Origin of the sequence: Arthrobacter sp. JUb115, from assembly GCF_004365035.1 — a bacterium.
Taxonomy (GTDB): Bacteria; Actinomycetota; Actinomycetes; order Actinomycetales; family Micrococcaceae; genus Glutamicibacter.
In genome coordinates this window covers 293994-316831 of record NZ_SOBS01000004.1, presented here as the reverse complement: position 1 = coordinate 316831, position 22838 = coordinate 293994, and the positions used below count along the sequence as shown (strand labels likewise).

At 60.9% G+C, this 22838-nt stretch carries 20 protein-coding genes; 12 read left to right on the top strand and 8 right to left on the bottom strand.

The genetic code is table 11. The features are described 5' to 3' along the window. The first annotated feature begins 25 nt into the window (after window positions 1–25). Window positions 26–289 (top strand): hypothetical protein, encoded by a 264-nt coding sequence (locus EDF61_RS09290; RefSeq protein ID WP_105662284.1) that lies wholly within the window; start codon window positions 26–28, stop codon window positions 287–289. Window positions 290–341: 52 nt separating this feature from the next. Here EDF61_RS09290 and EDF61_RS09285 read toward each other — a convergent pair whose 3' ends face one another. Both EDF61_RS09285 and EDF61_RS09280 read right to left on the bottom strand, forming a co-directional pair. Beyond that, on the bottom strand, window positions 342–617 hold the full coding sequence (locus tag EDF61_RS09285; RefSeq protein ID WP_208294246.1) for an SDR family oxidoreductase: 276 nt from the start codon (window positions 615–617) through the stop codon (window positions 342–344). 280 nt (window positions 618–897) lie between these two features. After that, window positions 898–1608 carry a GntR family transcriptional regulator gene (locus EDF61_RS09280; protein ID WP_166650759.1) on the bottom strand — a complete coding sequence of 237 codons (711 nt, stop codon included), beginning with the start codon at window positions 1606–1608 and terminating at the stop codon, window positions 898–900. Between the two features lie 136 nt (window positions 1609–1744). Between EDF61_RS09280 and EDF61_RS09275 the strand changes: the two genes are divergently transcribed. From EDF61_RS09275 to EDF61_RS09250, 6 genes are all read left to right on the top strand, one after another. Further along, window positions 1745–3727 carry a flavin-containing monooxygenase gene (locus EDF61_RS09275; RefSeq protein WP_133833890.1) on the top strand — a complete coding sequence of 661 codons (1983 nt, stop codon included), beginning with the start codon at window positions 1745–1747 and terminating at the stop codon, window positions 3725–3727. A gap of 2 nt (window positions 3728–3729) precedes the next feature. Then, window positions 3730–5100, top strand: coding sequence for a carboxylesterase family protein (locus tag EDF61_RS09270; RefSeq protein ID WP_133833889.1), 1371 nt, complete (start codon window positions 3730–3732; stop codon window positions 5098–5100). 147 nt (window positions 5101–5247) lie between these two features. Continuing rightward, window positions 5248–6132: a VOC family protein gene (locus tag EDF61_RS09265; protein WP_105656469.1), complete on the top strand. Its 885-nt coding sequence runs from the start codon at window positions 5248–5250 to the stop codon at window positions 6130–6132. A 20-nt stretch (window positions 6133–6152) separates the two neighbouring features. Further along, window positions 6153–7043, top strand: a complete 891-nt coding sequence (locus EDF61_RS09260; RefSeq protein WP_133833888.1) for a fumarylacetoacetate hydrolase family protein — start codon at window positions 6153–6155, stop codon at window positions 7041–7043. A gap of 50 nt (window positions 7044–7093) precedes the next feature. Further along, window positions 7094–8722 carry an FAD-dependent monooxygenase gene (locus tag EDF61_RS09255; protein WP_133833887.1) on the top strand — a complete coding sequence of 543 codons (1629 nt, stop codon included), beginning with the start codon at window positions 7094–7096 and terminating at the stop codon, window positions 8720–8722. Continuing rightward, window positions 8715–9386 carry a GntR family transcriptional regulator gene (locus EDF61_RS09250; protein ID WP_133833886.1) on the top strand — a complete coding sequence of 224 codons (672 nt, stop codon included), beginning with the start codon at window positions 8715–8717 and terminating at the stop codon, window positions 9384–9386. The genes EDF61_RS09255 and EDF61_RS09250 overlap by 8 nt, the downstream gene beginning before the upstream one ends. 3 nt (window positions 9387–9389) lie before the next feature. Here EDF61_RS09250 and EDF61_RS09245 read toward each other — a convergent pair whose 3' ends face one another. Further along, on the bottom strand, window positions 9390–10553 hold the full coding sequence (locus EDF61_RS09245) for a glycerate kinase (protein WP_166650758.1): 1164 nt from the start codon (window positions 10551–10553) through the stop codon (window positions 9390–9392). Between the two features lie 259 nt (window positions 10554–10812). Next, complete coding sequence (locus tag EDF61_RS09240; protein WP_105656474.1) at window positions 10813–11250, bottom strand: MarR family winged helix-turn-helix transcriptional regulator; 438 nt, start codon at window positions 11248–11250, stop codon at window positions 10813–10815. 67 nt (window positions 11251–11317) lie between these two features. On the opposite strand from EDF61_RS09240, the gene EDF61_RS09235 reads away from it, so the two are divergent. The 4 genes from EDF61_RS09235 (at window position 11318) to EDF61_RS09220 (ending at window position 17369) form a co-directional block, all read left to right on the top strand. Further along, complete coding sequence (locus EDF61_RS09235) at window positions 11318–12736, top strand: MFS transporter (protein ID WP_286172180.1); 1419 nt, start codon at window positions 11318–11320, stop codon at window positions 12734–12736. A 1451-nt stretch (window positions 12737–14187) separates the two neighbouring features. After that, window positions 14188–14634: a hypothetical protein gene (locus EDF61_RS09230; protein ID WP_208294245.1), complete on the top strand. Its 447-nt coding sequence runs from the start codon at window positions 14188–14190 to the stop codon at window positions 14632–14634. Beyond that, complete coding sequence (locus EDF61_RS09225; protein ID WP_133833883.1) at window positions 14622–15080, top strand: hypothetical protein; 459 nt, start codon at window positions 14622–14624, stop codon at window positions 15078–15080. Before EDF61_RS09230 ends, EDF61_RS09225 begins: the two co-directional genes overlap by 13 nt. Before the next feature lie 798 nt (window positions 15081–15878). After that, window positions 15879–17369 (top strand): SulP family inorganic anion transporter, encoded by a 1491-nt coding sequence (locus EDF61_RS09220; protein ID WP_133833882.1) that lies wholly within the window; start codon window positions 15879–15881, stop codon window positions 17367–17369. A gap of 10 nt (window positions 17370–17379) precedes the next feature. Here the strand turns inward: EDF61_RS09220 and EDF61_RS09215 are convergent, their stop codons facing one another. Continuing rightward, window positions 17380–18327 (bottom strand): GGDEF domain-containing protein, encoded by a 948-nt coding sequence (locus EDF61_RS09215; RefSeq protein ID WP_166650757.1) that lies wholly within the window; start codon window positions 18325–18327, stop codon window positions 17380–17382. A 224-nt stretch (window positions 18328–18551) separates the two neighbouring features. Between EDF61_RS09215 and EDF61_RS09210 the strand changes: the two genes are divergently transcribed. Beyond that, window positions 18552–19247, top strand: coding sequence for an EAL domain-containing protein (locus tag EDF61_RS09210; RefSeq protein WP_105662275.1), 696 nt, complete (start codon window positions 18552–18554; stop codon window positions 19245–19247). Here the strand turns inward: EDF61_RS09210 and EDF61_RS09205 are convergent. From EDF61_RS09205 to EDF61_RS09195, 3 genes are all read right to left on the bottom strand, one after another. Continuing rightward, window positions 19209–19430 (bottom strand): hypothetical protein, encoded by a 222-nt coding sequence (locus tag EDF61_RS09205; protein WP_286172179.1) that lies wholly within the window; start codon window positions 19428–19430, stop codon window positions 19209–19211. The two genes, EDF61_RS09210 and EDF61_RS09205, sit on opposite strands and share 39 nt — an antisense overlap. Next, on the bottom strand, window positions 19427–20842 hold the full coding sequence (locus EDF61_RS09200) for a glycosyltransferase family 2 protein (RefSeq protein WP_286172178.1): 1416 nt from the start codon (window positions 20840–20842) through the stop codon (window positions 19427–19429). Before EDF61_RS09200 ends, EDF61_RS09205 begins: the two co-directional genes overlap by 4 nt. Window positions 20843–21067: 225 nt before the next feature. Beyond that, a complete protein-coding gene (locus EDF61_RS09195) occupies window positions 21068–22681 on the bottom strand; it encodes an AMP-binding protein (protein ID WP_105656480.1) in 1614 nt (537 codons plus the stop codon). Window positions 22682–22838 lie beyond the last annotated feature (157 nt).

Sequence of the window (22838 nt, the reverse complement as noted above, 5' to 3'; positions counted from 1 at the left end):
GCATGAGCGCCAGAGGAGCAGTTAAGTGAAAGACTTCTTCCAGTCCCTGTCCAAGCGTGCATTTGCGATCCTCATCGCTATCGTGGTTCTGATTCTGATCGCAGTGCCAACAGCTCTGATGTCAGGACTTCTGAGCAGTATCTTTGATTCACCGGCAGAAGGCATCCGAGTATTTTTCATCATGGTCGGCGCTGGCGCAGTTCTCCTTGTATGCGAGCTATTCATCGAAGATGCACGCGAACGCCGCCAACTGAAAAAGCGGGCTCTGGCATCGGGCAAAAAGAAATAATCTCCTGCTGGCACTAGTTTCGTTCCCGCCAGCATCCGCATCCACGCCGCTGCTAGAGACCGCGCGCAAAACCACCGTCAACGCGAACGTTCTGTCCGGTCATGTAGCTTGACTCGTCGCTGGCCAAGAAGCGCACGGCCTTGGCAATCTCGGTGGCGCTGGCAGCACGGCGCAATGGAATCTTCTGGACCCATGCTTCAGGGACCGCGCTCGGGTCTTCCTTGGTGAAGCCGGGAAGCACGTTATTCATGCGTATGCCCTTGGGCCCGTATTCATCGGTGTACACCGGTGAGGGCCAGGCACTCCAGGCTATCAATTCCTTGCGCAATCAGTTCCTTGAACGAAAGCATTCACGCTACTGAACTCCCATTCTGGCTTCTTAAGCTGGGTCGCTGCGAAAAGCGGCGACCCAGCTCTTGCCTTGATAGCGCCGCAAAACAGGCTTGCCGGCCATCCGCGTTGCCAAAACACTGCCGGGATAGAGCCCGGATGCGTGCAGCATCATGATGGAAACTGCGCTTGCGCCGGCTCCGGAACCAGTCGGAAATGTTCCCGCTGCAGCAATCCGGGTCAGGGTCTGGGCGTGGGAATGCCCACGAAGGTTCTGGCTACTTGAGCAGCTTCACGTGCGGCAAGCAGGCTAGCCCGACCTCGCCACCGTTTTTCACCGCACTGAGCGTGGTTTCGTAGTGCGCGCGCAATAGCTGGCCAGCCAGTTCCGCATTGCGGTCCAGGGCGGCGTTGAGGATATCGCGATGCTCCTTGTCCAGGTCCCGCTTGGCGTCACGGGTGGCCGGGCCGGCCCAGCGTCCATAGAGCTGGATCAGGTCAGACAGGGTGCGAGTCACCTCGGTCAGCAGCGGAACACCACAGGCCTCAACGAGCTTGTCATGGAAGTTCTGATGCGCGTGATTCCATGCCGGGGTGTGGTTATCCGGGTCTTCGTCCGAACGGCGCGGCGTGCGCTCCAGGGTGTGGTGCGCTGCCATCAGCTCGCTCTCCCACTCCAATGGCGCACGTTCGAAGCCCAGCGAAATTGCCAGCTGCTCGTTGACGCAGCGCATCTCCACGATGTCGCTCAAGTCGGCCAACGACAGTTCCGGGACAAAGAAGCCCTTGTTGGGGCGAAGGGTGACGAGCTTGTCCCCCACCAGCCGGGTCAACGCTTCGCGAATGACCGTACTGGAGGTTTCGTAATGCTCAGAAAGATGCGTGAGCTGCAGCCGGGCACCTGGTTCCCAGCGCCCATCCAGGATATCGGTGCGCAGGGTGTCGCGGATGTGCTTTGACATCGTCTCTGAATCGGTGCGTTTCGCCATGACATAAATCATACCAAAGTCGGCAAAGAATACATTTTTAGTTGACTTATGCATAACCAAGAGGTGACACTGGTTACAACACGCGCCTGCCAGACCCTGTCGCGCACGGCCCGAAAAGACTTGCTAGGAGTAACCAATGAGCGAATCACTGATCGAGACCGCCGCCACCAAACAGGTAGATGACCTGTACTGGCGCGCAAACTACTCTGCTATCACCGAAAGCGACGAGCAGCTGCGCAAGATCGTTGCAAGCACCGACCTGCCGCCACTGATGATGGCCCTGGCCGCGGCAACCGGCGATTACTCGATCCTTCGTGATGAGCTGCGTCCACCGCAGCCGCCGGTTGACACCGTAGGTCAACCGCACGGTGGCATGGACGCCGCAGCTCAGGAAGCGGCCCGCGAATTGGCCTTCCAAGCACTGCGCCGGATCCGCGATGAAAAAATCACCTCGGTGGAGACCCTGGACGACGAGCAGGCCACCACGATCCTGGACTGGATCACCAACCAGGCCACCACCGATTACCACCAGATGCTCAAGCACGACATGGCATTGGTTCCCGAAGTGAGCGGCGCACCGGCCTTCACCAAGGAACAGGTTGCTCCCACCCGCGACTTCACCGTGGCAGTCATCGGCTCGGGCGTGGCCGGCATGGCCGCCGCTTACCGGCTGAAGCAGGCCGGCCTGGACTACACCGTCTTCGAGAAGGGCCACGAAGTCGGCGGTACCTGGTGGAAGAACACCTACCCGGGCGTGCGCCTCGATACCCCCAACTACGCCTATTCATTTTCCTTCGCGCAGCGCGATGACTGGCCCCAGCAGTTCTCCGAAGGCCCCGAGATCCACAAGTACACCCGCGACGTCGCAGAACGCGGCGGCATCACGCAGAACATCCAGATGGGCACCGAGGTGCTTTCGGCCACCTGGGATGAAGAAGACGGACGCTGGGTACTGTCCATCATCGTGGACGGCGGCGAAGTCCAGGAACGCCGCTTCAATGCCGTCCTGACCGCCGTCGGCCAGCTGGACCGCCCGAAGTTCCCCGATACCCCGGGCCACGACACGTTCGCCGGCATCCACGTGCACTCGGCCGAATGGAAGCCGGGCATCGATTTGAAGGGCAAGAAGGTTGCCGTCATCGGCACCGGCGCCAGCGCCTACCAGATCGTCCCAGCCATCGTGGACGAGGTCGAAGAGCTCAAGATCTTCCAGCGCTCCTCCCCTTGGATGCTGCCTACCCCGTTCTACTACGAGGACATGCCCGAATCGGTGATCTGGCTGGTCGAGCACCTGCCGCAGTACGGCCAGTGGCTGCGCTTCTGGCAGCACTGGCTGGGCGTCGAGGGCCGCCAGCACACCACCGCCGCGGATCCTAACTGGACCAAGGAAGGTTCAGTGTCCGCGGTCAACGAGCGCGTGCGCCAGCAGCTGACCGAGATGCTCAAGGAGCAGTACGCCGATCGCCCGGACCTGCTGGCCAAGGTCATCCCGGACTACATCGTGGGCGGCAAGCGCATGCTGCGCGATAACGGCGTGTGGGCCAAGAGCCTGAAGAAGCCGCAGACCACCCTGGTCACCTCGGGCATGAGCGAAATGACCGAGGCCGGGATCATCGATGGCGACGGCACCCTGCACGAGCTGGACGTCATCATCTACGCCACCGGCTTCCAGGCTTCCGAGTTCCTCGAGCCGCTGCGCATCACCGGCCGCGAGGGCAAGGACATCCACGAATACTGGGGCGGCAATGCCACCGCCTATGCCGGGGCCACAGTGCCCGGCTTCCCGAACCTGTTCATCGTTTCCGGACCGAATACCGGGCATGTGGTCAACGGCTCGCTGTTCTCGATGATCGAGTACGGCCTGACCTACATCCTGGACGCACTGAACATCGTGCTCGACAAGGACATCAAGGCACTGGACCTGAAGCAGGAGGTGCTCGATGCGTTCGTGGCGGATCTCGATGCCGCCAACGCGCAGAAGGCCTGGGGCCACCCCGAGGTGCACACCTGGTACAAGAACAAGTTCGGCCGCGTCTCGCAGATCTGGCCTTACCCGATCGTCGAGTACTGGAACATCACCCGCGCGGTCGACCGGTCGCAGTACACGGAAATCCGCTAGGCATGGGGGTTTACAGCTACGCGCAGCGCAGCGCCGGGCGCTTCGGCAAGCTCAGTGAAGCCACCGGACTCACCGCAGCGCAGCCGGCAATTTTCCCTCAGGCCCCAGGTTCCCTGGATTGGTTGCTAGGTCCTGCACTCCAGGAACTGCCCCAGTCCGAGGATGCTTTCCAGGTTGCAGTCTTTGCTCCGCAGGATGCCAAGGACCTTCCGGTGATGGTTTTCCTTCCCGGCGGCGGCTTCGTTTCCGGCGCCGGCACCGTGCGCTGGTACGACGCGCAGGACTTTGCGGAGAAGCAGAACTGCGTGGTGGCCGTGGTCAACTACCGCATCGGATTGCTGGCCCACAACCAGCAGGTGGGCGGCGGGAATACGCCGCCCGAAGAACTGCTCTTGGCGCTCGAATGGGTACAGCGCAATATTGCTGAACTCGGTGGCAACCCGCAAGAAGTCACCCTGGCAGGCCAGTCCGCGGGTGCCTTCTGGGCCTTCGTATTGGCCCAGCTTGAGGCAGCCCGTGGACTGTTCAACAGGCTCTACGTTGGTTCGCTGTCCTTCCAGCCGCCGATGGGTGAAACCCAGGCGCAGGAACGCAATGCGGTGATGGCCCAAGCGCTTAATGGCACCGCCTTGGCCGAGGCCAGCTCCGAGCAGCTCTTGGCTGCCGGCACAGCACTGGCCCAGGCTTGGGCCGGGCGCGGCTTGGGCCTCTACCCGAGTGCCGATGAGTCCGTTCCGGCGGATCTTTTTGATACCGCGCGGGCAGTCGAACGCCTGCATGTGAAGCAGCTATTGCTCTCCTACACCGCCGATGAGGCAAGTGCCTTCATTGGCATGGCCCCCGAGCAGGCATTCACCCTCGATAGTGTGCGCGGGTTTATTGCAGGGAACTTCAATGAACCGCAAGAAGTCTTCGACGCACTGATTGCCGCAGAACCGCAAGCAACGGCCAAGTCACTCATGGTTAGGGCGATGAGCCTGCACCAGATTCAACTCTTTGCCGTGGAATTGGCCGATGCGGCAGCCGCTGCCGGCATCCAGGTGCAGCTCCTGGGCTTCGAAGTTCGCTCCCCGTTGCCTCACGCTGGTTCGGCCCACTGCTTAGAGCTGCCGTTCCTCTTTGGCAACCGTGAGCGCTGGCAGGATGCCCCGATGCTCGATGGCGTGGCCGATGAGCTCTTCGAGCAAACGGCGAAGGTTCTGGGTGATGCCCTAGGGTCATTTATCTGCCTGGGAACCGCAGCTACCAGCGTTAATAGCGCTCTTGCGGTGCACCAGACGGGTGCTCAATCGCTGACAGCACTGGATGAAACAGGCCTGATCAAGCGAGAAATTCAGCGTCCGTTCAGCACCAGGCGACCGGTTTTGGCCTAGTCTTTGCGCGCCTATTCTTGCGGACCAGCAGGTCTGCTCGGGCAGGCGCGCGAGTCTTTTTCCGAAAACACTAGACAATCTAACTTAATGCAAATAATCTAATTATTTAGATCACAATATTTTTATCGGCTACAGAAGGGATCCACCATGGCTTGGGGATTAATCAGGGAAATGGGCCACGTGTCCATCCAGACCAATGACATCGAAGGATCCATCTTCGACGCCACGCAGCTGCTCGGCCTGCGCGTCACCGAACGCACCGGCAACGAGGCCTACCTCGCAGCGAACTCAGTGCACCACGAGCTGACCTACGTCGAGTCCGAAGTCAACGGCATCCACTCCCTGGGCCTGATCGCGCAGAACGGCGACGCGCTGCGCGAGATCCGCAAGCGCGTAGCCAACGAGAACTTCAGAATCGTCTCCGAAACCCCGGTCTCCGCCGGCGTTCAGGACGGCTTCTCGTTCATCGGCCCCGAAGGCTGGATCTTCGAGGTCTACACCGGCATGCAGCACAACGACCGCGGCCTGCTTTCCTTCGGCCCGGACCGCTACGGCCACATCAACTTCCACCCGCGCGACGTGCGCGGCATGATGGAATTTTTGCGCCGGATCTTCGACTTCCGCCTCTCGGATGTCATCGGGGATGACTTCGCCTACTTCATGCGCTGCAACCCGGATCACCACGGCATCGCGCTGATCAAGGGCCAGGGCACCTTCCACCACCACGCCTGGCAGGTCCAGTCGATCGGCGACCTCGCCAAGCTCGGCGACCGCCTGGGCGCGGCCGGCCGCGAACTGATCTGGGGCCCGGTCCGCCACGGCGCCGGCCACAATATCGCCGCCTACTACGTGGAAACCTCCGGCGCGGTCGTGGAGCTCTACACCGATTTGGAGCAGATCTACGACGATGAGCGCGATCCCATTGTCTGGGGCGAAGACGAGAACTGGTGGAACATGTGGTCCAACCGCCGCACCGAGGACTTCCGCACCTTCGGCATTCCCACTGTCACCGAACTGAAAACTTTCATCTAGAACACCCGAAAGGCACCACCATGCAGTACGTATCCTTCAAGGCAGCTGACGGCACCGAAACCTGGGGCGTGTCCATCGACGGCACCGTCTACGATCTGGGCCCCACCGGCAAGAACCTGGCCGCCAATACCCGCGACGCGATCGAAAAGGGCATCTTCGGCACCCAGCTGGACCTGTCCGGCGCGCCAACCATTGCCGAGGCCGAGATCGACTTCCTGCCCTCGGTGACCAACCCGGGCAAGATCATCTGCATCGGCGTGAACTACCTGGCCCACCAGGAAGAGTCGGGCAAGACCGGGCAGACCGCACCGACCGTCTTCACCCGCTTCGCCGACTCGCAGATGGGCCATCTGGCACCTGCAGTGAAGCCGACCACCACCACCAAGTTCGACTACGAAGGCGAAATGGCCCTGGTCATCTCCAAGGAAGCCTTCCACGTCGAAAAGGAAGACGCGTGGGAGCACATCGCCGGCTACGCCTGCTACAACGACTTCTCGGTGCGCGATTGGCAGAAGGCAGCCAGCCAGTGGATCCCGGGCAAGAACTTCCCAGGCACCGGCGGCTTCGGCCCCTACCTGGTTCCAGCAGCCGACCTGGGCGACATCACCACCGCGGTGCTGGAAACCCGCGTGAACGGCGAAGTGCGACAGCAGGCACCGGTTTCCAACCTGGTCTTCGACATCCCGACCCTGATCAACTACGTCACCGGCTTCACCAAGCTGAACCCGGGCGATGTCATCGTCACCGGCACCCCGGGCGGCGTCGGCCTGTTCTACGGCCCAGAAGGCCTGATCAACCACGGCGACGTCGTCGAGGTCGAAATCACCGGCCTGGGCATCCTGCGCAACACCGTGGCCGACGAGGCTACGCTGCTGGCTGGCGCACAGGCCACCGCCGGCGCCACCGCCTGACGCGCAGCCGCGCACTGTTAATACACGAAGCACAAAGGAAGTAGCGGGCAGTGGCACAGTCTCATGAAATCGACGTCCTGGTCATCGGCTCGGGTCCCACCGGCCTGACCGCCGCCAACCTGCTGGCAGATACCGGCCTGCAGGTTGCATTGATCGAAAAGAACCCGGGCAGTGGCGATGAGCCACGTGCCATCAGCGCCACCGATGAAACCCTGCGCGTCATGGCGCACCTGGGAATCATGGATGAGCTGGGACCGCAGATGCTCATGGACACCGGTGCCCGCTACTTCGGCCTGGGCGGCAAGGTCATTGCCGACGTTCGCCCCGGCAAACCCCGCCTAGGTCAGCCCGGCAAGAGCCAGTTCGACCAGCCAATCATGGAAGGCCTGCTCTACGAGGCCGCCACACTGCGCCAGAACCTGGGCCTGCACTACGCCACCGCGGCCACCAGGATCGAACAGCATGCCGACCACGTGATCGTGCACGCCACCCGCACCGGCGAAGCCACCACCGGATTCAACGGCTCCAAGGCAGCAGACACCGGGCAGAACCCCTACGCAGTAGCAGAAGGCGAAGAAACCGCCCTCGAGTTCAAAGCCAAATGGGTACTTGCCTGCGACGGCGGTCGCTCCTTCACCCGACGCGAACTGGGCATCGGCCTGCAGGGTTCCACCCAAACCGAACGCTGGATCGTGGTGGATCTGCTGGATGTGCCGGGCAACCCCGAACCTTTCGCGTCCTTCCACTGCAACGGGCAGCGCCCGGCCGTAGTGGTCCCCGGGGTCGGTGGCCGCCGCCGCTATGAATTCATGCTCTTCGATCACGAAGATGGCGACGCGATGATCACCCCCGAATCCATCACCGCCCTGGTCGCACCATTCCAGGACACCAACGTGGTCTCCGTACGCCGCGCCGCGGTCTACACCGCACACCAGCGCATCGCCGACACCTACCGCAAGGGACGCATCCTGTTGGCCGGCGACGCCGCGCACCTGATGCCGCCCTTCGCAGGGCAGGGGCTGAACGCCGGCATCCGCGACGCCGTGGGTGCTGCTTGGCGCCTGGCCGCGGTCATCAAGGGTGAAGCAAGCGAAGTGCTCATCGATGACTACGAAACCGAGCGTCGCCCGCATGCCGAGGAAATGGTCAAGCTTTCCAAGCGCATCGGCTGGGTAGTGATGAACACCAACCCCGTGATCACCCGCGTGCGCGATGCCGTGGTCACCAGCACCCGCATCATCCCACCGCTGAACCGCTGGCTAACCGGCATGCGCTTCCTCAAGCAGCCTCACTACACCACCGGCACCGTCGCCGCACCGGTTTCCGGGGTTCCGCACCTGGCCCAGAACTTTGCCGGTCGCATGCTTCCGCAGCCAAACCTTGAGGTCAATGGCGCCACTGTGATGCTCGACGAGCTGCTGTCGGCCGGCTGGAACACCATTGAGGTGGCTGCCGGATCCCAGCTGGTCTTCACCAATCAGGACGGCGATAGCGTGAGGGCCAAGGACATCAACCGGGTCTTCGATACCGCCACCGGTACCGTACTGCTGGTGCGTCCAGACTACTATGTAGCAGGCATTGCACCAGCACGCGAGGTCGACCAGCTTCTGGAGGCGCTCAGCGCCAAGGCCACCGTGCTGCGCACCTTCGGTGCCGCCAAGCAAGGAACTCGTGGCTAAGCCAGCAGAAGCTGCCCTATCCGGCATCCGCGAAGCCATCCTCGATGGCGCATGGATGCCCGGCGAGCGCCTGGCTCCCCCGCATCTGGCCCAGCGTTTTTCCACCAGCACCACCGTTATCCGCGAATCCCTCACCCGGCTTTCCGGTGAGGGTTTGGTGGCGGCGATCCCCAACCGCGGATTTTTCGTACCGGAGCTGAACCTGCAGCAGTTGCAGGATCAGACTGAGCTGCGCTGTGTCACCGAGGAATTGGCGGTCAATCTGGCCATCACCCGCGGGGATCTGGAGTGGGAGTCCGCGCTGATTGCCACGCATTACAGGCTGTCCAAGGCACCGCGCCGGCAACAAGATAACCCGGAGCAGTTCACCCCTGAATGGGGTAAGGCGCACCGCGATTTCCATCAGCTGCTGCTGGCTCCATGCGCCTGCCCGCCGATCCTTGAGCTGTCGGCCAACCTGGCCAATTCCACCTTGCTCTACCGGCGTTGGGCGGCCGCTTCGCAGGGTGCCACGCACCGAAATGTTGAGGCCGAGCATGAGGCCATACTGCAGGCGGCACTTGATCGGGATGCACCTGCCTTGGCTGCGCGCTTGCGAACCCACTATGAGGCTTCGGCCAAGATTATTCTGAATGCCGGCCTGCTCAAGCTTGATATTTTCTAGCGTCTAGCGCAGGAAGGTTCGGGCCACGCTGAAAGCTGTGCGCTCGGCTAGTTCCATGGTGTCTGCTGAAAGTTCTGCCAGCGTGGCCGGGCCTGGCGCAATCGAGTACGCGGCCAGGATTCCCGAGGCCTCCAACTGCTCATCGGACAGCTGCACCGAACCGGCCACCACGATCACCTCGGCCTGTTCACCGGCAGCCTGCAACACCCCGGAGACTACCTTGCCGTCCAAGGATTGCGCATCCAGCCGGCCTTCACCGGTGATCACCAGGTCAGCGTCGGCCAGAATTTCATGGGCACCAAGTACCTTGGCCACCAAATCCCAGCCCGGCACCAGCTCCACCTCGAAGTAGGACCCTAGGCTCACCGCAATCCCGCCGGCAGCCCCCATGCCCGGCTGCTCACGCAGTGCCCGGCCGGTATCGGCTTCCAAGACATCGGCCAGTTGCGCCAACCCCTGATCCAGAACCTGGACATCATTTTCACTGGCGCCCTTTTGCGGCCCGAAGATCGCAGCCGCACCCTTGGCGCCCAGTAGCGGGTTGGTGACATCGCAGGCGATTTGCCAGTTAACCTGCCCGGCCCGGGCATCCAGCTGCGAAACGTCGATCCGCGACAACCGGTTCAGCGCCCCGCCCCCTGCGGGAAGCTGCTCCCCGTTGGCGTCCAAGAATTTTGCGCCCAGTGCGCTGAGCAAACCCGTTCCGCCATCGGTGGTTGCTGAACCGCCTAGGCACAGGATGATCCGGGTGACCCCTAGGTCCAGCGCGTGAGATACCAGTGTGCCCAACCCATAGGTAGTGGCATCCAGTGGTTGCCGTGGCACGTCGCTCACCTGAGGCAACCCGGCTGCTTCGGCCGCTTCCACCACCGCGATTTTCCCGTCGGCCGAAAGCCCCAGCCGGGAGGTGACCGGGCGCCCCAAGGCGTCGGTGGTCTCCAGTGCGATCGCCTCGGTCCCCCAGGTGTCGATCAGCGCTTCAAGGGTTCCCTCGCCGCCGTCGGCGAAGGGCACCGCGGTAATCTCGACTGCCCGCGACCGGCTAGCCGCACCCTTGCTGAAGCCTCGTGCCAAGGCCGCAGCTACCCCGCTGGCGCGGGCACTTCCCTTGAAGGAGTCGGGCACAATGGCCACCTTGCAGGGCATCGAATGCTGGGTTGAAGTCATACCCATCAGCCTAGGCACTCTTGAGACCTGCACCTATGGTCTTTTGACTGTAGTTCGAGCGAAGTTCGGGGCCTGCTTATGTGCATTTGTCTGGCTCGCAGATGCTTTTCAAGTGCATCGCTAATAGCTAGCTCTGCCAAAGGAATGGCACAGAAAGCGGCATTAGAGTTTAAAACACCTCTTGAAGGTGCGAGTGATGATCGTAAGGATTCCCGTCGGATATTGCCCGGCGGGAATCTTTCTTTAACCAAGTTCGTGATTAGTCCCGCTGGGAGTCGCGGTACTCCTCGATGGAAGCGTTGAAGCGCTGCAGGTAGCCGGCGAACTGCTCAACGTCCTCAGCCTCCCACTCATTCAGGATTCGATCCAGGGCATGGAGGGTTACTTCGCGGGCATGCTCCAGCTTCGCCAACCCCAGGTCGGTCAGCGTGATCTTACGCGCAATATGGCCATCGGGATCTGCGATGCGTTCTAGGTAGCCATCGTCGATTCCATGGGTTACCTGGCGTTGCAGGGTGGAGTTGTCCAGCCTCAGCCCGTGGCTTAGTTCCGCGATACTCAGCGGACCCTGGGCCTGAATGCGACTCATCAGCAGGTACACGCTGCGATCGACACCACCGAACTGGCGCTGCTGCGCGATGGTGTAGCGGCTGAGCATGAGCTGCTCGTATTCGATCTGTTCCAGATGGCGCTTCATTCCGAACTTCTCCAATGTGTAAAATACATACAGTATGTAGCTTACACATTTATCCCGGAAGGCTCTTGTGCCCAACCCCACCCCCACCGGACATCCGAAATCCGGACTCGCCGTCGGCATCCTCGCCACGGCAGGCATCGCCTCATCGCTCACCCAGACGATGGTTGCCCCACTGATCCCCCAGCTGCCTGGAATCTTCAGCACCTCACCGGATAACACCGCATGGATCATCACCGCGACCCTGCTGGCAGCTGCCGTAGTGATGCCGATTTCCGGTCGTCTCGGTGATATGTTCGGCAAACGCCGAATGATCCTGATCCTGGCCATCCCGCTGATCCTCGGTGGAATCGTTTGTGCCCTGGCACCAAATGTCACCGTCATGATCATCGGCCGGGCCTTGCAAGGCTTTGGTTCAGGCATGATCCCTCTGGGTATCGCAATGTTGCGCGACCTCGTGGATAAGGCGCATCTGCCGGCAGCCATCGCCACGGTTTCAGCCACCCTGGGTGTGGGCGGTGCGATCGGCCTGCCGCTCTCCGCAGCGCTGATCGAGTTCTCTTCCTGGCGCGTGCTGTTCTTCTTCGGTTCGGCGATTACCGTTGTGGTGGCCGCACTGATCTTGAAGTTCATTCCGGCAATTCCAACCATCGGCGCGAAAACCCGCTTCGATTGGCTTGGTGCCATCGGCCTGGCCATCGGCTTGATCGCCCTGATGCTCGGCGTTTCCAAGGGCTCCACCTGGGGCTGGGCTTCCCCGCTGGTACTAAGCCTGCTGATCGGCGCGGTCATCGTCTTCCTGCTGTGGGGAGTATGGGAACTACGCACCAGTGCACCGCTGGTGGACCTGCGCACCGCCGCAATACCCCGGGTGCTGTTGACCAATATCGCCTCGATCTTCGTGGGCTTCGGCATGTATTCCAGCTCGCTGGTGATGCCGCAGATCCTGCAGATGCCTACCGAGGCAGGCTACGGACTGGGGCAGGGCGTACTGGCCGCCGGCCTCTGGATGGCTCCAGCCGGCCTGATGATGCTCTTCCTCTCCCCTGTGGGCGGTCGACTGACCAGCGCCAAGGGCCCAAAGTTCACCCTGGTGCTGGGTATTTTCATCATGTCCGCTGGCTACGCGGTAGGCCAGATTGGCATGGGCAGCCTCTGGGGCCTGCTGATCACCAGCCTGGTCATCAACTCTGGCGTGGCCCTGGCCTACGGCGCAATGCCAGCCATCATCATGGGCGCAGTGCCACGCAGCGAAACCGGTGCCGCCAACGGCTTCAACACCCTGATGCGTTCGCTGGGTACCACCTCGGGTGCGGCAGTGATTGGCCTGGTTTTGGCCCAGATGACCACCGACTTCCACGGCACGGTACTGCCCTCCGAAGCCGGGTTCCACATGACCCTGTGGCTCGGTGCGGGAATCTCCTTGCTGGCGGGGTTGATCGCCCTGTGCATCCCGGCACTGGCCAAGCCCGCCCCGGAGAAGATCTAGTTCACCTCCAGGGATCCATGGCCTACGCGCAGTGCATGCTTACCGCATCCACAGAATGCCAACTTAGAGTATTAAGTACCTCATGAAGGTGCGAGTGATGACGTAGAAACTGGCACTGTCGGTCTTGCGACAGTGCCAGTTTCTGTATCCAAAACCTTTTTGCTCGTGTCCAGCAGTCCGCCGGCCCTGCGGCCCGCCCTCATGGAGTTGAAGCAATTCCCCAAACCTGCAGTTGGCGCTCAGCGCCGGCATAGCTTTGCACCCTACAGTGGTAAATACCTCATGAAGGTGCGAGTGATGATCGAGTAACCCCGGCAAAGCAATTCGCCGGGGTTACGATTTTAACCGGCCGGCGGATAGTCGGGTAGTTGGGTGCCCACTTTAAGTGAGTTGCCCTACAGAGCTACTCGCCCTTTATTGAACAGATTGGATCAACGACCCGCCCTCTGGCCTCAATAGCGCCTTGCCCTTGTTCCACCTCGGAGGCACTACTTACCATGACGATACCCCACGTTCGGCAAACACTTGTTCCGGTCGATCGCAGCTCGCTCACCTGCAACTTTTGGCTCCGCTCACACACGCTTTCATGGATGGACATATCGAAAAGGGTATACATTTTGGCATTGAAAGTCGTTCGTGAATCTAACCCCGATTCGCCCCCGGGGCTATCATGTCCTGAATTTCTCAATACTTTTATCCGCGGTCCTCGGCAACAGCCTGGTCCGTCCACAAGTCTTACGATCTAGGTGCCATCTGCGACCTGATTTAGTGACCCCGATGTGAATCGGTCGGCTGAGGGGCTAAGTCGAGCCTGTCCTTTATGCATTAACGTCGGGCTTAAAAACATCCGGAGTGACTGAATTGTGACTATTAATTTCGCTTGACTCCTATATCGCAGCTCCGGCTGACGGTTATGGGCTCCTTGTAAGCAGAACGTTATGTCTAACCATCGAGAAATACGAAGGCGCGGCCCAAGATCTCGTAACCAACGGCATCGACCGTGCGAAGGAGAATTTGGGCATCATGATTACGGCATGGAAGGAGAGTTGCGATCAGGGCTACCAGGGGTATCAGAATGGCCAAAGTTCCTAATAACCGCACCCCGCGGCCGTGGAACCTAAATTCCATGTGCGGACTTGGACCAATGGTAGATTCTCGAAAATCGGTTACACTACTATCGATAATAAAAACGTCCCATTCATATCTAAATGTTTAATATTCGACTTAGGCCATAATGATGAAATTTTCCTTTGTCGCATTACCCCTTGCATTGTCTTTGGTGACTGTATCGCCAGGGACGGCGCAAGCTGTTGAAACTCCGGTTGGCGAAACCTACACGTTGCAGCAGTCCTCGGAATACGCCCTTTCAACGAAAGATTTTTTTCTCCGAAAAGACCTCTGCAGAATCCAACTACATTGAAGCGGCATCACCTGCCGAAGCAGTAGCCAAAATGAACATGATGGATGAACTGCGTCAAGCGGGATTCAACGTGGGGACCATGGCAAAGGTTAACTATGGGCCTTGCAAGATCGTGGCCGAAGGTTTTCACACCAGAAAATCCGGGAAGTACGAGACGGGTGGCTTCAAATCCACTACCTATTGCACCAAGAAAGTCACTGCGATCCACCATTCTTCCCAGGCACGTTTTAAGCGGCTTGCGTGGTGGGTCAAGGGTGGTCGCGCGATTGGCCAGCCAGCCCAAAAGATAAAAGCTGGTAAACATAATGGCACCTACTACCCGACTGTCTTCCAGCAGACAAATCACGCGCTGACATGTAAATATGCAAAAACGACCACTTGGTCAGGTCGCACCCTCGGAACAATTGTCTACAATGGCAAGACTTACTATGCTGATGCTTATGCTCCTGTGCAGAAGGGGGTTCGATGCCGCCTCTAAGCAATATCCTGACAAAAATCAAGAATCGTCTTAGATCGAAATATTCAGAGGAACTGATGGTTTTCGTTGTCTACGGTAAACAACCCAGCCCGTTTCCAGATCTAGAACACATAGAGCCAATAATTGCGATCGTGGCCAGTGAGCGTGAATGCTATGAGATTCAGGAAAAGTACCCAGAAACTCAAGTCAGCTGGGAAGCTCGGAAGGTCCAGAATACTGAAGGCATGGAACTGACAGGGGGCGGCATTCTGTATCTCACGCATACTACTTTATTGCCGTACGACGAGGATGGCGATGGGAATCCAATCTTCGGAATCATGGAGTCCCCACAGCCTACAGGCCTATATTGCAGTCGGGACACCGCTGAGCAAGAAGCACCGGGTCAATATCTGCACAGAGTCAGCCTCGGTGAAATAAACCTTCGCGGTGTCGGCGAGCTTTTGTGATAAGCATCCAGTTCCTTACGCCAGTATGTGACGTTGCCAAACGTGAAAAGGGGGCAAACCAGGCGTGGCTTCTCAGCGTGATGATGGCCGCACCAAAGGAGACAGGTTGACCCGTACCGAACATCGCTGAAATTTTCAGCATTGGTCATGCAACCGACTGTCAGACCAGCAGACGAGCCATCGAGCCTACAATTCAATATTGTGATTCAGACACTGCATTTGGCCTCCGGTCATGTGGCATGCCGATGGAGGCCATACGATCTGGTTCAGCAGTTAAATAAGTCGGCTGTGCCTACCGTGCGCTTCAATTTCTCCGACTTAGACCCACAGCAGGGTTGTGACGGCAATTTTGATATTCACCCCTCACCGGCACCAAAGTAACGATTCGCAGGACCGCGCAGCACTGATGAAATCCGTGCGAACAAAGTACCGACCTTCCTCCATGTGGATTCGAGCATGCACCGCTCGTCACCACGAAACTTCGACAGCGGAATGGAAATCTCGTCGATAGGAACATTCAGTAGTCGTAACCACAACCCACCGTGGATTGATTGGCTCCGCAGCGTAATTTGGCAGGAAACGGTGCTTTCTCAGTAAAGACCTCGTGGAGAGTACCAGGCCTGGGCTCTGACTGTTGAGCAATCTGTTCATTCTCCCAACCGGCGAGCGCGTACCTCCCGAATGACGGTCAGCGCCTGCGTCCGATCTGCAGCCCTGAGCCCAATCGGGCATAGGTGCGATAACGTAGACGGGTTCCCAATTTCCCTTCCCTGGGACATCTGACGAAACGGAGCCCCGGTGAGTACCGCGACCGCTGAACTGACGCCCCTGCAACGACAGTCGGTGCTACGCACCCTGAAGTCCCCGCGATTGCTCAAGACAGAGCTGCTCGCCGGCCTGGTAGTCTCCCTGGCACTGATCCCCGAGGTCATCGCCTTCACCGTGATCGCCGGAGTCGACCCGCGCGTGGGCATCTTCGCGTCCTTCACGATGTCGGTGGTCATCGCGATCACTGGCGGGCGCCCGGCGATGATTTCGGCAGCTGCCGGCGCGGTGGCTCTGGTGGTCGCCCCGCTGGTTCGTACCCACGGGGTGGAATACCTCTTCGCCACGGTGGTCCTGGCCGGCATCATCCAGGTATCGCTGGCGCTGCTGGGCGTGGCCAAGCTGCTGCGCTTCATCCCGCGCCAGGTGATGATCGGCTTCGTCAACGGCCTGGCCATCTCGATTTTCTGGGCGCAGATGCCCGAGCTGCGCAATGTCCCGTGGATGGTCTACCCGCTGGTGATCCTGGGCGTGGCCATCGTGTGCTTCTTCCCGAAGATCACCAAGGCGGTTCCGGCTCCGCTGATCGCCATCGTGGTGCTCACCGCGATCACCATCTTTGCCAAGGTCGCCGTTCCGACCGTGGGCGACAAGGGCGAACTGCCTGATTCGCTGCCGCTCTTCCACCTACCCGGGGTGCCGCTGGACCTGGAGACCCTGCAGATCATCGCGCCCTACGCGATCGCGGTGGCCTTCGTGGGGCTGCTCGAATCGCTGCTGACCGCCAAGCTGGTCGATGACATCACCGATACCCCGTCAAGCAAGACCCGCGAGTCCTGGGCACAGGGCACCGCGAATATCGTCACCGGCTTCTTCGGCGGCATCTGCGGCTGCGCGATGATCGGCCAGACCATGGTGGGCGTGAAGGTCTCCGGCGGGCGCACCCGCATCTCCACCGCCTTCGCCGGCATCTTCATGCTGCTGCTCGCGGTGCTGCTCGGCGACATTGTCGCGCAGATTCCGATGGCGGCCCTGGTGGCGGTGATGATCGTGGTTTCGGCGACCACCTTCGACTGGCATTCCATCCGACCGAGCACGCTGAAGATGATGCCCAAGAGCGAAACCTTCGTCATGGCCATCACCGTGGCGCTCACCGTGATCACCAGCAACCTGGCCATCGGCGTAGGGGCGGGCATCCTCTCGGCGATGGTGCTTTTCGCCAATCGGGTGGCGCATATGGTCACCGTGGATCGCAGCGCAACCCCGGATGCCGCCGTGTACAAGGTCAACGGCGAACTGTTCTTCGCCTCCTCGAACGACCTGTACACCCAGTTCGACTACGCGCAGGACCCCGAGAAGGTCATCATCGACATGTCTGATTCGCACCTGTGGGACGCCTCGACCATCGCCGCCCTGGATTCGATCCGCACCAAGTACCAGAACTACGGGAAAACCGTGGAAATCCGCGGCCTGAACGAGGCCAGCCAGAAGATGCAGGACCGCCTGGGCGGAAAGCTGAACTAGGGCACGGAGCTCAGCTTCCCTCCGCGCTCTTCCCGCGTTCGGCCGTCCGCAGGCGCTTGGAGGAGTACATGTCCCGGTCGGCCCGGAGAATCATCGTGCTCAAGTTGTCATCCGTGCGGGCTTCTGCCGTTCCGAAGCTCCACGCCAGCGGCGATGTAAGCTCGATGCGCTCCATCAGCACCTGAGCCTGGCCACGGGTCGTATTAGGGAAAACCAGCACGAATTCATCGCCGCCCAAGCGGCTGACCAGGTCCCCGGCCCGCGTGGCACTGCGCAGATGCCGCACCAGTTGCTTCAAGGCAAGATCCCCGGCTTCGTGGCCGCCTTGGTCGTTGATCTCCTTGAATCCGTCCAGGTCCAGCAGCGCCACAGCCAGGGGCCTGCGGTATTTCCGGGAGGAGAGCAAGGCGGCATCGCCGCGCACGGCCAGCCCGACGCGGTTCAAGGCCCCGGTCAATGCGTCGATCTGGGTTTGCTGGCGGAACCGGCGCTTGACGTAGAGGCCGACGAACATCCCGGCGACGGTGAAGAAGACCAAGCTCAGCACGTTCAACAGCCCGCTTTGGTGCTCGGTGCCCACAGCAGGGCCGAAGAACACCGAGTAGGGAATCGTGAAAGCCATGATCGGGTAGATGGTCCACCGGGTGACGGCCGGGGGAAAGAGCCACGACATGTACAGTGCGATGAGCGGAAATTCCTGGAGCCTGAAGACGATCTGCTCATGGTTTAGCGAAAAACCCACGAAGACCACGAAGGCCGACAGTTCGGCCAGGGCCCCGAGATAGGCGATCCACAACGGAAAACGATCCAGCATCCACCACACGGCGATCACCAGCCCCAGCGCCCCGGCAACCCTGGCTACCGCCAGCTTCTGGAAGAGCGGAGAGCTGAAATCATTGCCCAGGTTGACCACATAGAAAAGCAGCAGGAAAACTGCCACCATCCCTGTGACAGCCACTTCCAATCGCTTGATGCGGCGGAGCCTGGCTGGCAGGAACCGGCTCCACCAAATTCCGTCGTCGTTTGACCGCCGATCCATTGTCCTCGGCATGCCATCACCCGCTTTCTCTTTAATTCATCTTAACCGCGTGATCCCGGCCAGTGGCGCGGTAAGATCTCATTCGTAGCAACAGCCTAATCAGCAATCAAGTTGCCAGCCCATACCGCCAGGTTAGGTAGTCCATGAAGTTCGTATTCCAGCCATTGATCAACCTGCGTTCCACAACGCTGCTGGGTTTCGAGGCACTGGCGCGCTTCAGCGACGGGCGCAGCCCTGACGAGCATTTCTCCGCGGCCCGGACCGAAGGCAACCTGGTAGAACTTGAGCTTCGCGCTCTGGAGCGCATTGTCGAATCCAGCCAAGGCCTGCCCGACGGGCTGCTGCTCACCATGAATGCTTCGGGTCCAGCGATCAGGGCGTTCGCGCACTCAGAGCCGGCACTCGATCCCCGGCTGCTCTGGGGCCTGGAACTGCACGAGCAGTCCGCGCCGGAAGTTTGCGATGCCGCCCGCATCCATGCAGATGAGCTCGGCTGCCTGCTGCTGGTTGACGATGCCGGCATCGGCTATGCAACGCGGGGGCGCATCCTCCGGCTGAAGCCGCACATTGTGAAGCTGGACCGTTCGCTTTTCATCCGCTACCTGGCATCGACGCAGGCTCGCGAACACGTTGACATCCTGCTGGCCGCTGCCCGCGAGATCGGTGCCAGAACTCTGGTCGAGGGGATCGAAACCGGTGAACATCTGGATCTGGCCCGGAAGCTGGACTTCGACTATGCGCAGGGCTTCTATTTCAGCCCGGGCATAGAGCTTGCGGGGTTGCCAGCTGCGATGCATGAGCTACACGGACGCCTCGGGATCGATATTCCGGGTTTCTGAGCGCCGTTCCCGTCCCCGCGAGCTGCGGATCCGGATCACCGGCAACAGCTTGGCCAGTCCCAGAACCAGATAGAGCACGGTGTTGATCGCGACGAACGAAGCGAGCACCGCGAACCAATCACTGAGCAGAACGCTTTCGGGAAGAATGATTCCACGTGGAATCTGGACGAGGTGGTTCATCATGAGGTGATTTCCTTACGTGCGGCGCCCGCGTGGTCGACGTGCTTCCAATCCGCGCTCCGGGCAAACGCGATATCCCCTACGCCCTTGAGGAACGCAAGGTCCAGGAAGGCGTCATAGACCAATTCCGGAATCACCAGCGCGGCGATGATCCTGGCTTTCCAGCCGCCGTGCCAGACCGTGACCACGCGCTCGACAGCGAAGAGCGCTCCAAGCAGCATCCAGAAGGGGAACCACACCCAGTTGTCCATGGAGACCAGCATGATGATCATCAGCGCGAAATAGCTGAACAGCGCGATCACGCCGTAGCCGATGCCGATCTGCTGGGCCCAGTACCGCGTGGTCTGCGGGGTGACTCCGTACGCGCCCAGGTTCTCCAAGGCGCCGCGCTGCCAGCGCAGCCGCTGCGCCCACAGCATCTTCCAGTTGGGCATCAGCTCGGTGACCACCGTGCAGTCCTGCGGCGATGTGGTCAGCGCGCCGAGGGTTTTGAGCGCAATGGTCAGTTCGTTGTCTTCGGTCAGAGCCTCCGTGTCGTAGACCTCGCCGCAGGTGCCCGGCAGCATGCTCCCGCGTGCCGCAGCCACTTCGCGCAGGGCCGTCGCGCGGAATACCGAGGCCGTTCCGGTCAGCACGAAGACCCGGCCGTCGCGACGGCCGATTTCGCGTTGGTAGCGGGTGTACTCATTGCGCTGGAACTGGCCGATCAGCCCATGGCCCTCTTCTCCGTGGAACAGCCCGCCCACGGACATCAGCGCGCGGTCCCAGGTGAAGCGGTCCCGGGCGGTTGCCAGGAAGTCCGCGCCGATCTGGCTGTCGGCATCCATCACCATGACGCAGTCGTTATCGCCCATCCCGGGCAGGATCGAGTGCAGCGCCTGGTTCAGCGCGCCGCCCTTCTTGTGCTTGTTCTCCACCGATTCGAACACCTCGACCCCGTGCTCGCGGGCAACTTGCACGGTCCGGTCGGTGCAGTTGTCGGCAACCACGATGATGCGCGAGGGAGCGAAGCTCTGCTCTTCCAGTGCTTTCAGGGTGTACGGCAGGGAGGCTTCTTCATTGTGCGCCGGGATCAGCACGGTCACGGTCACCGGCCCGGCGTAGATGCCCCGCGTCCGGGCCATCACCGCTTTGGGCGCCAGCGGCCGGCTCGATTTCTGGATCGGCGTCCGGCGATAGCGCCAGGTGACAAAGCGTTCGCCCAGGACCACCAGCAGCACCAGGATCACTGCTGCGGCGACGGCGAAAGCGAGGATGGACAGATCCGGCAGCTCGGTGCTGTAGAAAGTAGTCCAGAGTTTTCCGATATGGACCTCGATCGGGTTCCACATCAGCGCAGGCTTCCCGCTCATGCTCAACGCCCAGGCCAAGAGCGAGGCCGCGAGAACGACGATCAAAATGACAGCGATGCCCACTAAGCGGCTGAAATGTTTCTGCAAGTACGCGCCCCATTCACGTTCGGATTCCTTGGCAACCCCTGGCCTGGACCTGATCTGGATCAGCGAATCATGCCGGGCTTGCCCAAGGCAAGCTACATGGAAAACTAGCAGTCGGAAAAATCATCGACGCAGTATTTATGTCCAAGGTCACCTCCACCCAAAGCAACGCTGTGCCTTGCGCCCCTGCCTGGTGGCATTTGGCTACAGTTCGAGCACTTTCGCCGCATCCTCGCGCAGCTGGTTCTTGCGGATCTTCCCGGTGACGGTGGTCGGGAAATCCTGCAGGATCTGCACGTAGGCGGGGATCTTGTAATGCGCCAGATGCCCGGTGCAGTATTCGCCGATGGCCGCGACGTCCAGGGGTTCGCGGCCGTCCCTCATGCGGATGCAGGCGCAGATCGCCTCGCCGTACTTCTCATCGGGCACCCCGATCACCTGCACGTCCTCGATATCCGGATGCTTGTAGAGGAATTCCTCGATTTCCGCCGGGTAGATGTTCTCCCCGCCGCGGATCACCATGTCCTTGATGCGGCCCACGATGGTGCAGTACCCGTCCTCGCGCATCACCGCCAAGTCGCCGGTGTGCATCCAACCCTCGTCGTCGATGGCCGCCCGGGTCTTGTCTTCGTCGTTCCAGTAGCCGAGCATCACCGAGTAGCCGCGGGTGCAGTATTCGCCGGTTTCCCCGCGCTGCAGGGTTTCGCCGCTCACCGGGTCCACCACCTTGATTTCCACATGCGGGTGCACCCGGCCGATGGTGGAGGTGCGGCGCTCGATATCGTCGTCGCTGCGGGTCTGGCAGGAGACCGGCGAGGTCTCGGTCATGCCGTAGGCAATGGACACCCCGTCCATGCCCATCTCGTCGATGCAGCGGCGCATCACCTCGACCGGGCAGATGGATCCGGCCATGATGCCGGTGCGCAGCGACGAGAGGTCGAAGACCTTGAAATTGGGCAGGTTCTGCATGGCGATGAACATCGTGGGCACCCCGTACAGGCCCGTGCACTTCTCCTCCGCCACTACCCGCAGCGTGGTGTCGGCGTCGAAGCCCGGGGCCGGGATGACGATGGTCGCGCCCCGGGAGGTGCAGCCCAGGTTGCCCATCACCATGCCGAAGCAGTGGTAGAACGGCACCGGGATGCACAGCCGGTCATGCTCGTCCAGGTCGATCATGCCGGTGACCTGGTAGCCGTTATTCAGGATGTTGCGGTGGCTGAGCACCGCGCCCTTGGGGTAGCCGGTGGTGCCCGAGGTGTACTGGATGTTGATCGGATCCCCGGGCTTGGTGGCCGCCAGATGCCGGGCCAGCTCCTCGTCGCTGACCTGCTCGCCCTCGGCCAGCAATTGCGCGAAGTCCCCGGTGTCCACGTAGACCACGCGTTCGAGGCTCGGGGTGTCGGCGCGGGTCGCCTCCACCATCGAGCGGTAGTTGCTGGTCTTGAATTCGGAGACCGCCAGCAGCAGGCGCACCCCGGAGTGGTTGACCGCGTAGGCGTATTCGTGGGTGCGGTAGGCAGGATTGACGTTGACCAGGATGACGCCGATCTTCGCGGTGGCGTATTGCGCGAATACCCATTCCGCGCAGTTAGGCGCCCAGATGCCCACCCGGTCTCCCGCCTCCAGGCCGGCGGCCAGCAGGCCCTTGGCCAGGGCGTTGATCTGCGCATCCAGGTCACTCCATGACCAACGCCGTCCGCTGGCCGCTTCAACCAGTGCTTCTGCCGGGCCGAAGCGGGCAGCGGTGCGTTCGAAGTTGGCTCCGATCGTCTCTTCGATCAGCTGCGGTCCGCTCTCGCCCTGGGCATAAGCCTTCATCTGCGTACCCCTTCATGGATCGCCTCGTCGGAATTGGCGCGGACACGAAACATGTGCCCAGCGTCACATTCACACCCTAACCGCGAGCTGTCCCGCTGCCAAGCGCCAGGAAGGAGCCATGCTGGTGGCCAAGTGGCGACATGGGGCCGTGGCGGTC

Excerpts from the sequence above, each read along its gene's own strand:
- EDF61_RS09260 (WP_133833888.1), top strand. The coding sequence starts at position 6,153 with ATGCAGTACGTATCCTTCAAGGCAGCTGACGGCACCGAAACCTGGGGC.
- EDF61_RS09275 (WP_133833890.1), top strand. The coding sequence starts at position 1,745 with ATGAGCGAATCACTGATCGAGACCGCCGCCACCAAACAGGTAGATGAC.
- EDF61_RS09230 (WP_208294245.1), top strand. The coding sequence starts at position 14,188 with ATGAACATGATGGATGAACTGCGTCAAGCGGGATTCAACGTGGGGACC.
- EDF61_RS09210 (WP_105662275.1), top strand. The coding sequence starts at position 18,552 with ATGAAGTTCGTATTCCAGCCATTGATCAACCTGCGTTCCACAACGCTG.
- EDF61_RS09265 (WP_105656469.1), top strand. The coding sequence starts at position 5,248 with ATGGCTTGGGGATTAATCAGGGAAATGGGCCACGTGTCCATCCAGACC.
- EDF61_RS09205 (WP_286172179.1), bottom strand. The coding sequence starts at position 19,430 with ATGATGAACCACCTCGTCCAGATTCCACGTGGAATCATTCTTCCCGAA.
- EDF61_RS09280 (WP_166650759.1), bottom strand. The coding sequence starts at position 1,608 with ATGGCGAAACGCACCGATTCAGAGACGATGTCAAAGCACATCCGCGAC.
- EDF61_RS09270 (WP_133833889.1), top strand. The coding sequence starts at position 3,730 with ATGGGGGTTTACAGCTACGCGCAGCGCAGCGCCGGGCGCTTCGGCAAG.
- EDF61_RS09225 (WP_133833883.1), top strand. The coding sequence starts at position 14,622 with ATGCCGCCTCTAAGCAATATCCTGACAAAAATCAAGAATCGTCTTAGA.
- EDF61_RS09240 (WP_105656474.1), bottom strand. The coding sequence starts at position 11,250 with ATGAAGCGCCATCTGGAACAGATCGAATACGAGCAGCTCATGCTCAGC.
- EDF61_RS09195 (WP_105656480.1), bottom strand. The coding sequence starts at position 22,681 with ATGAAGGCTTATGCCCAGGGCGAGAGCGGACCGCAGCTGATCGAAGAG.
- EDF61_RS09245 (WP_166650758.1), bottom strand. The coding sequence starts at position 10,553 with ATGACTTCAACCCAGCATTCGATGCCCTGCAAGGTGGCCATTGTGCCC.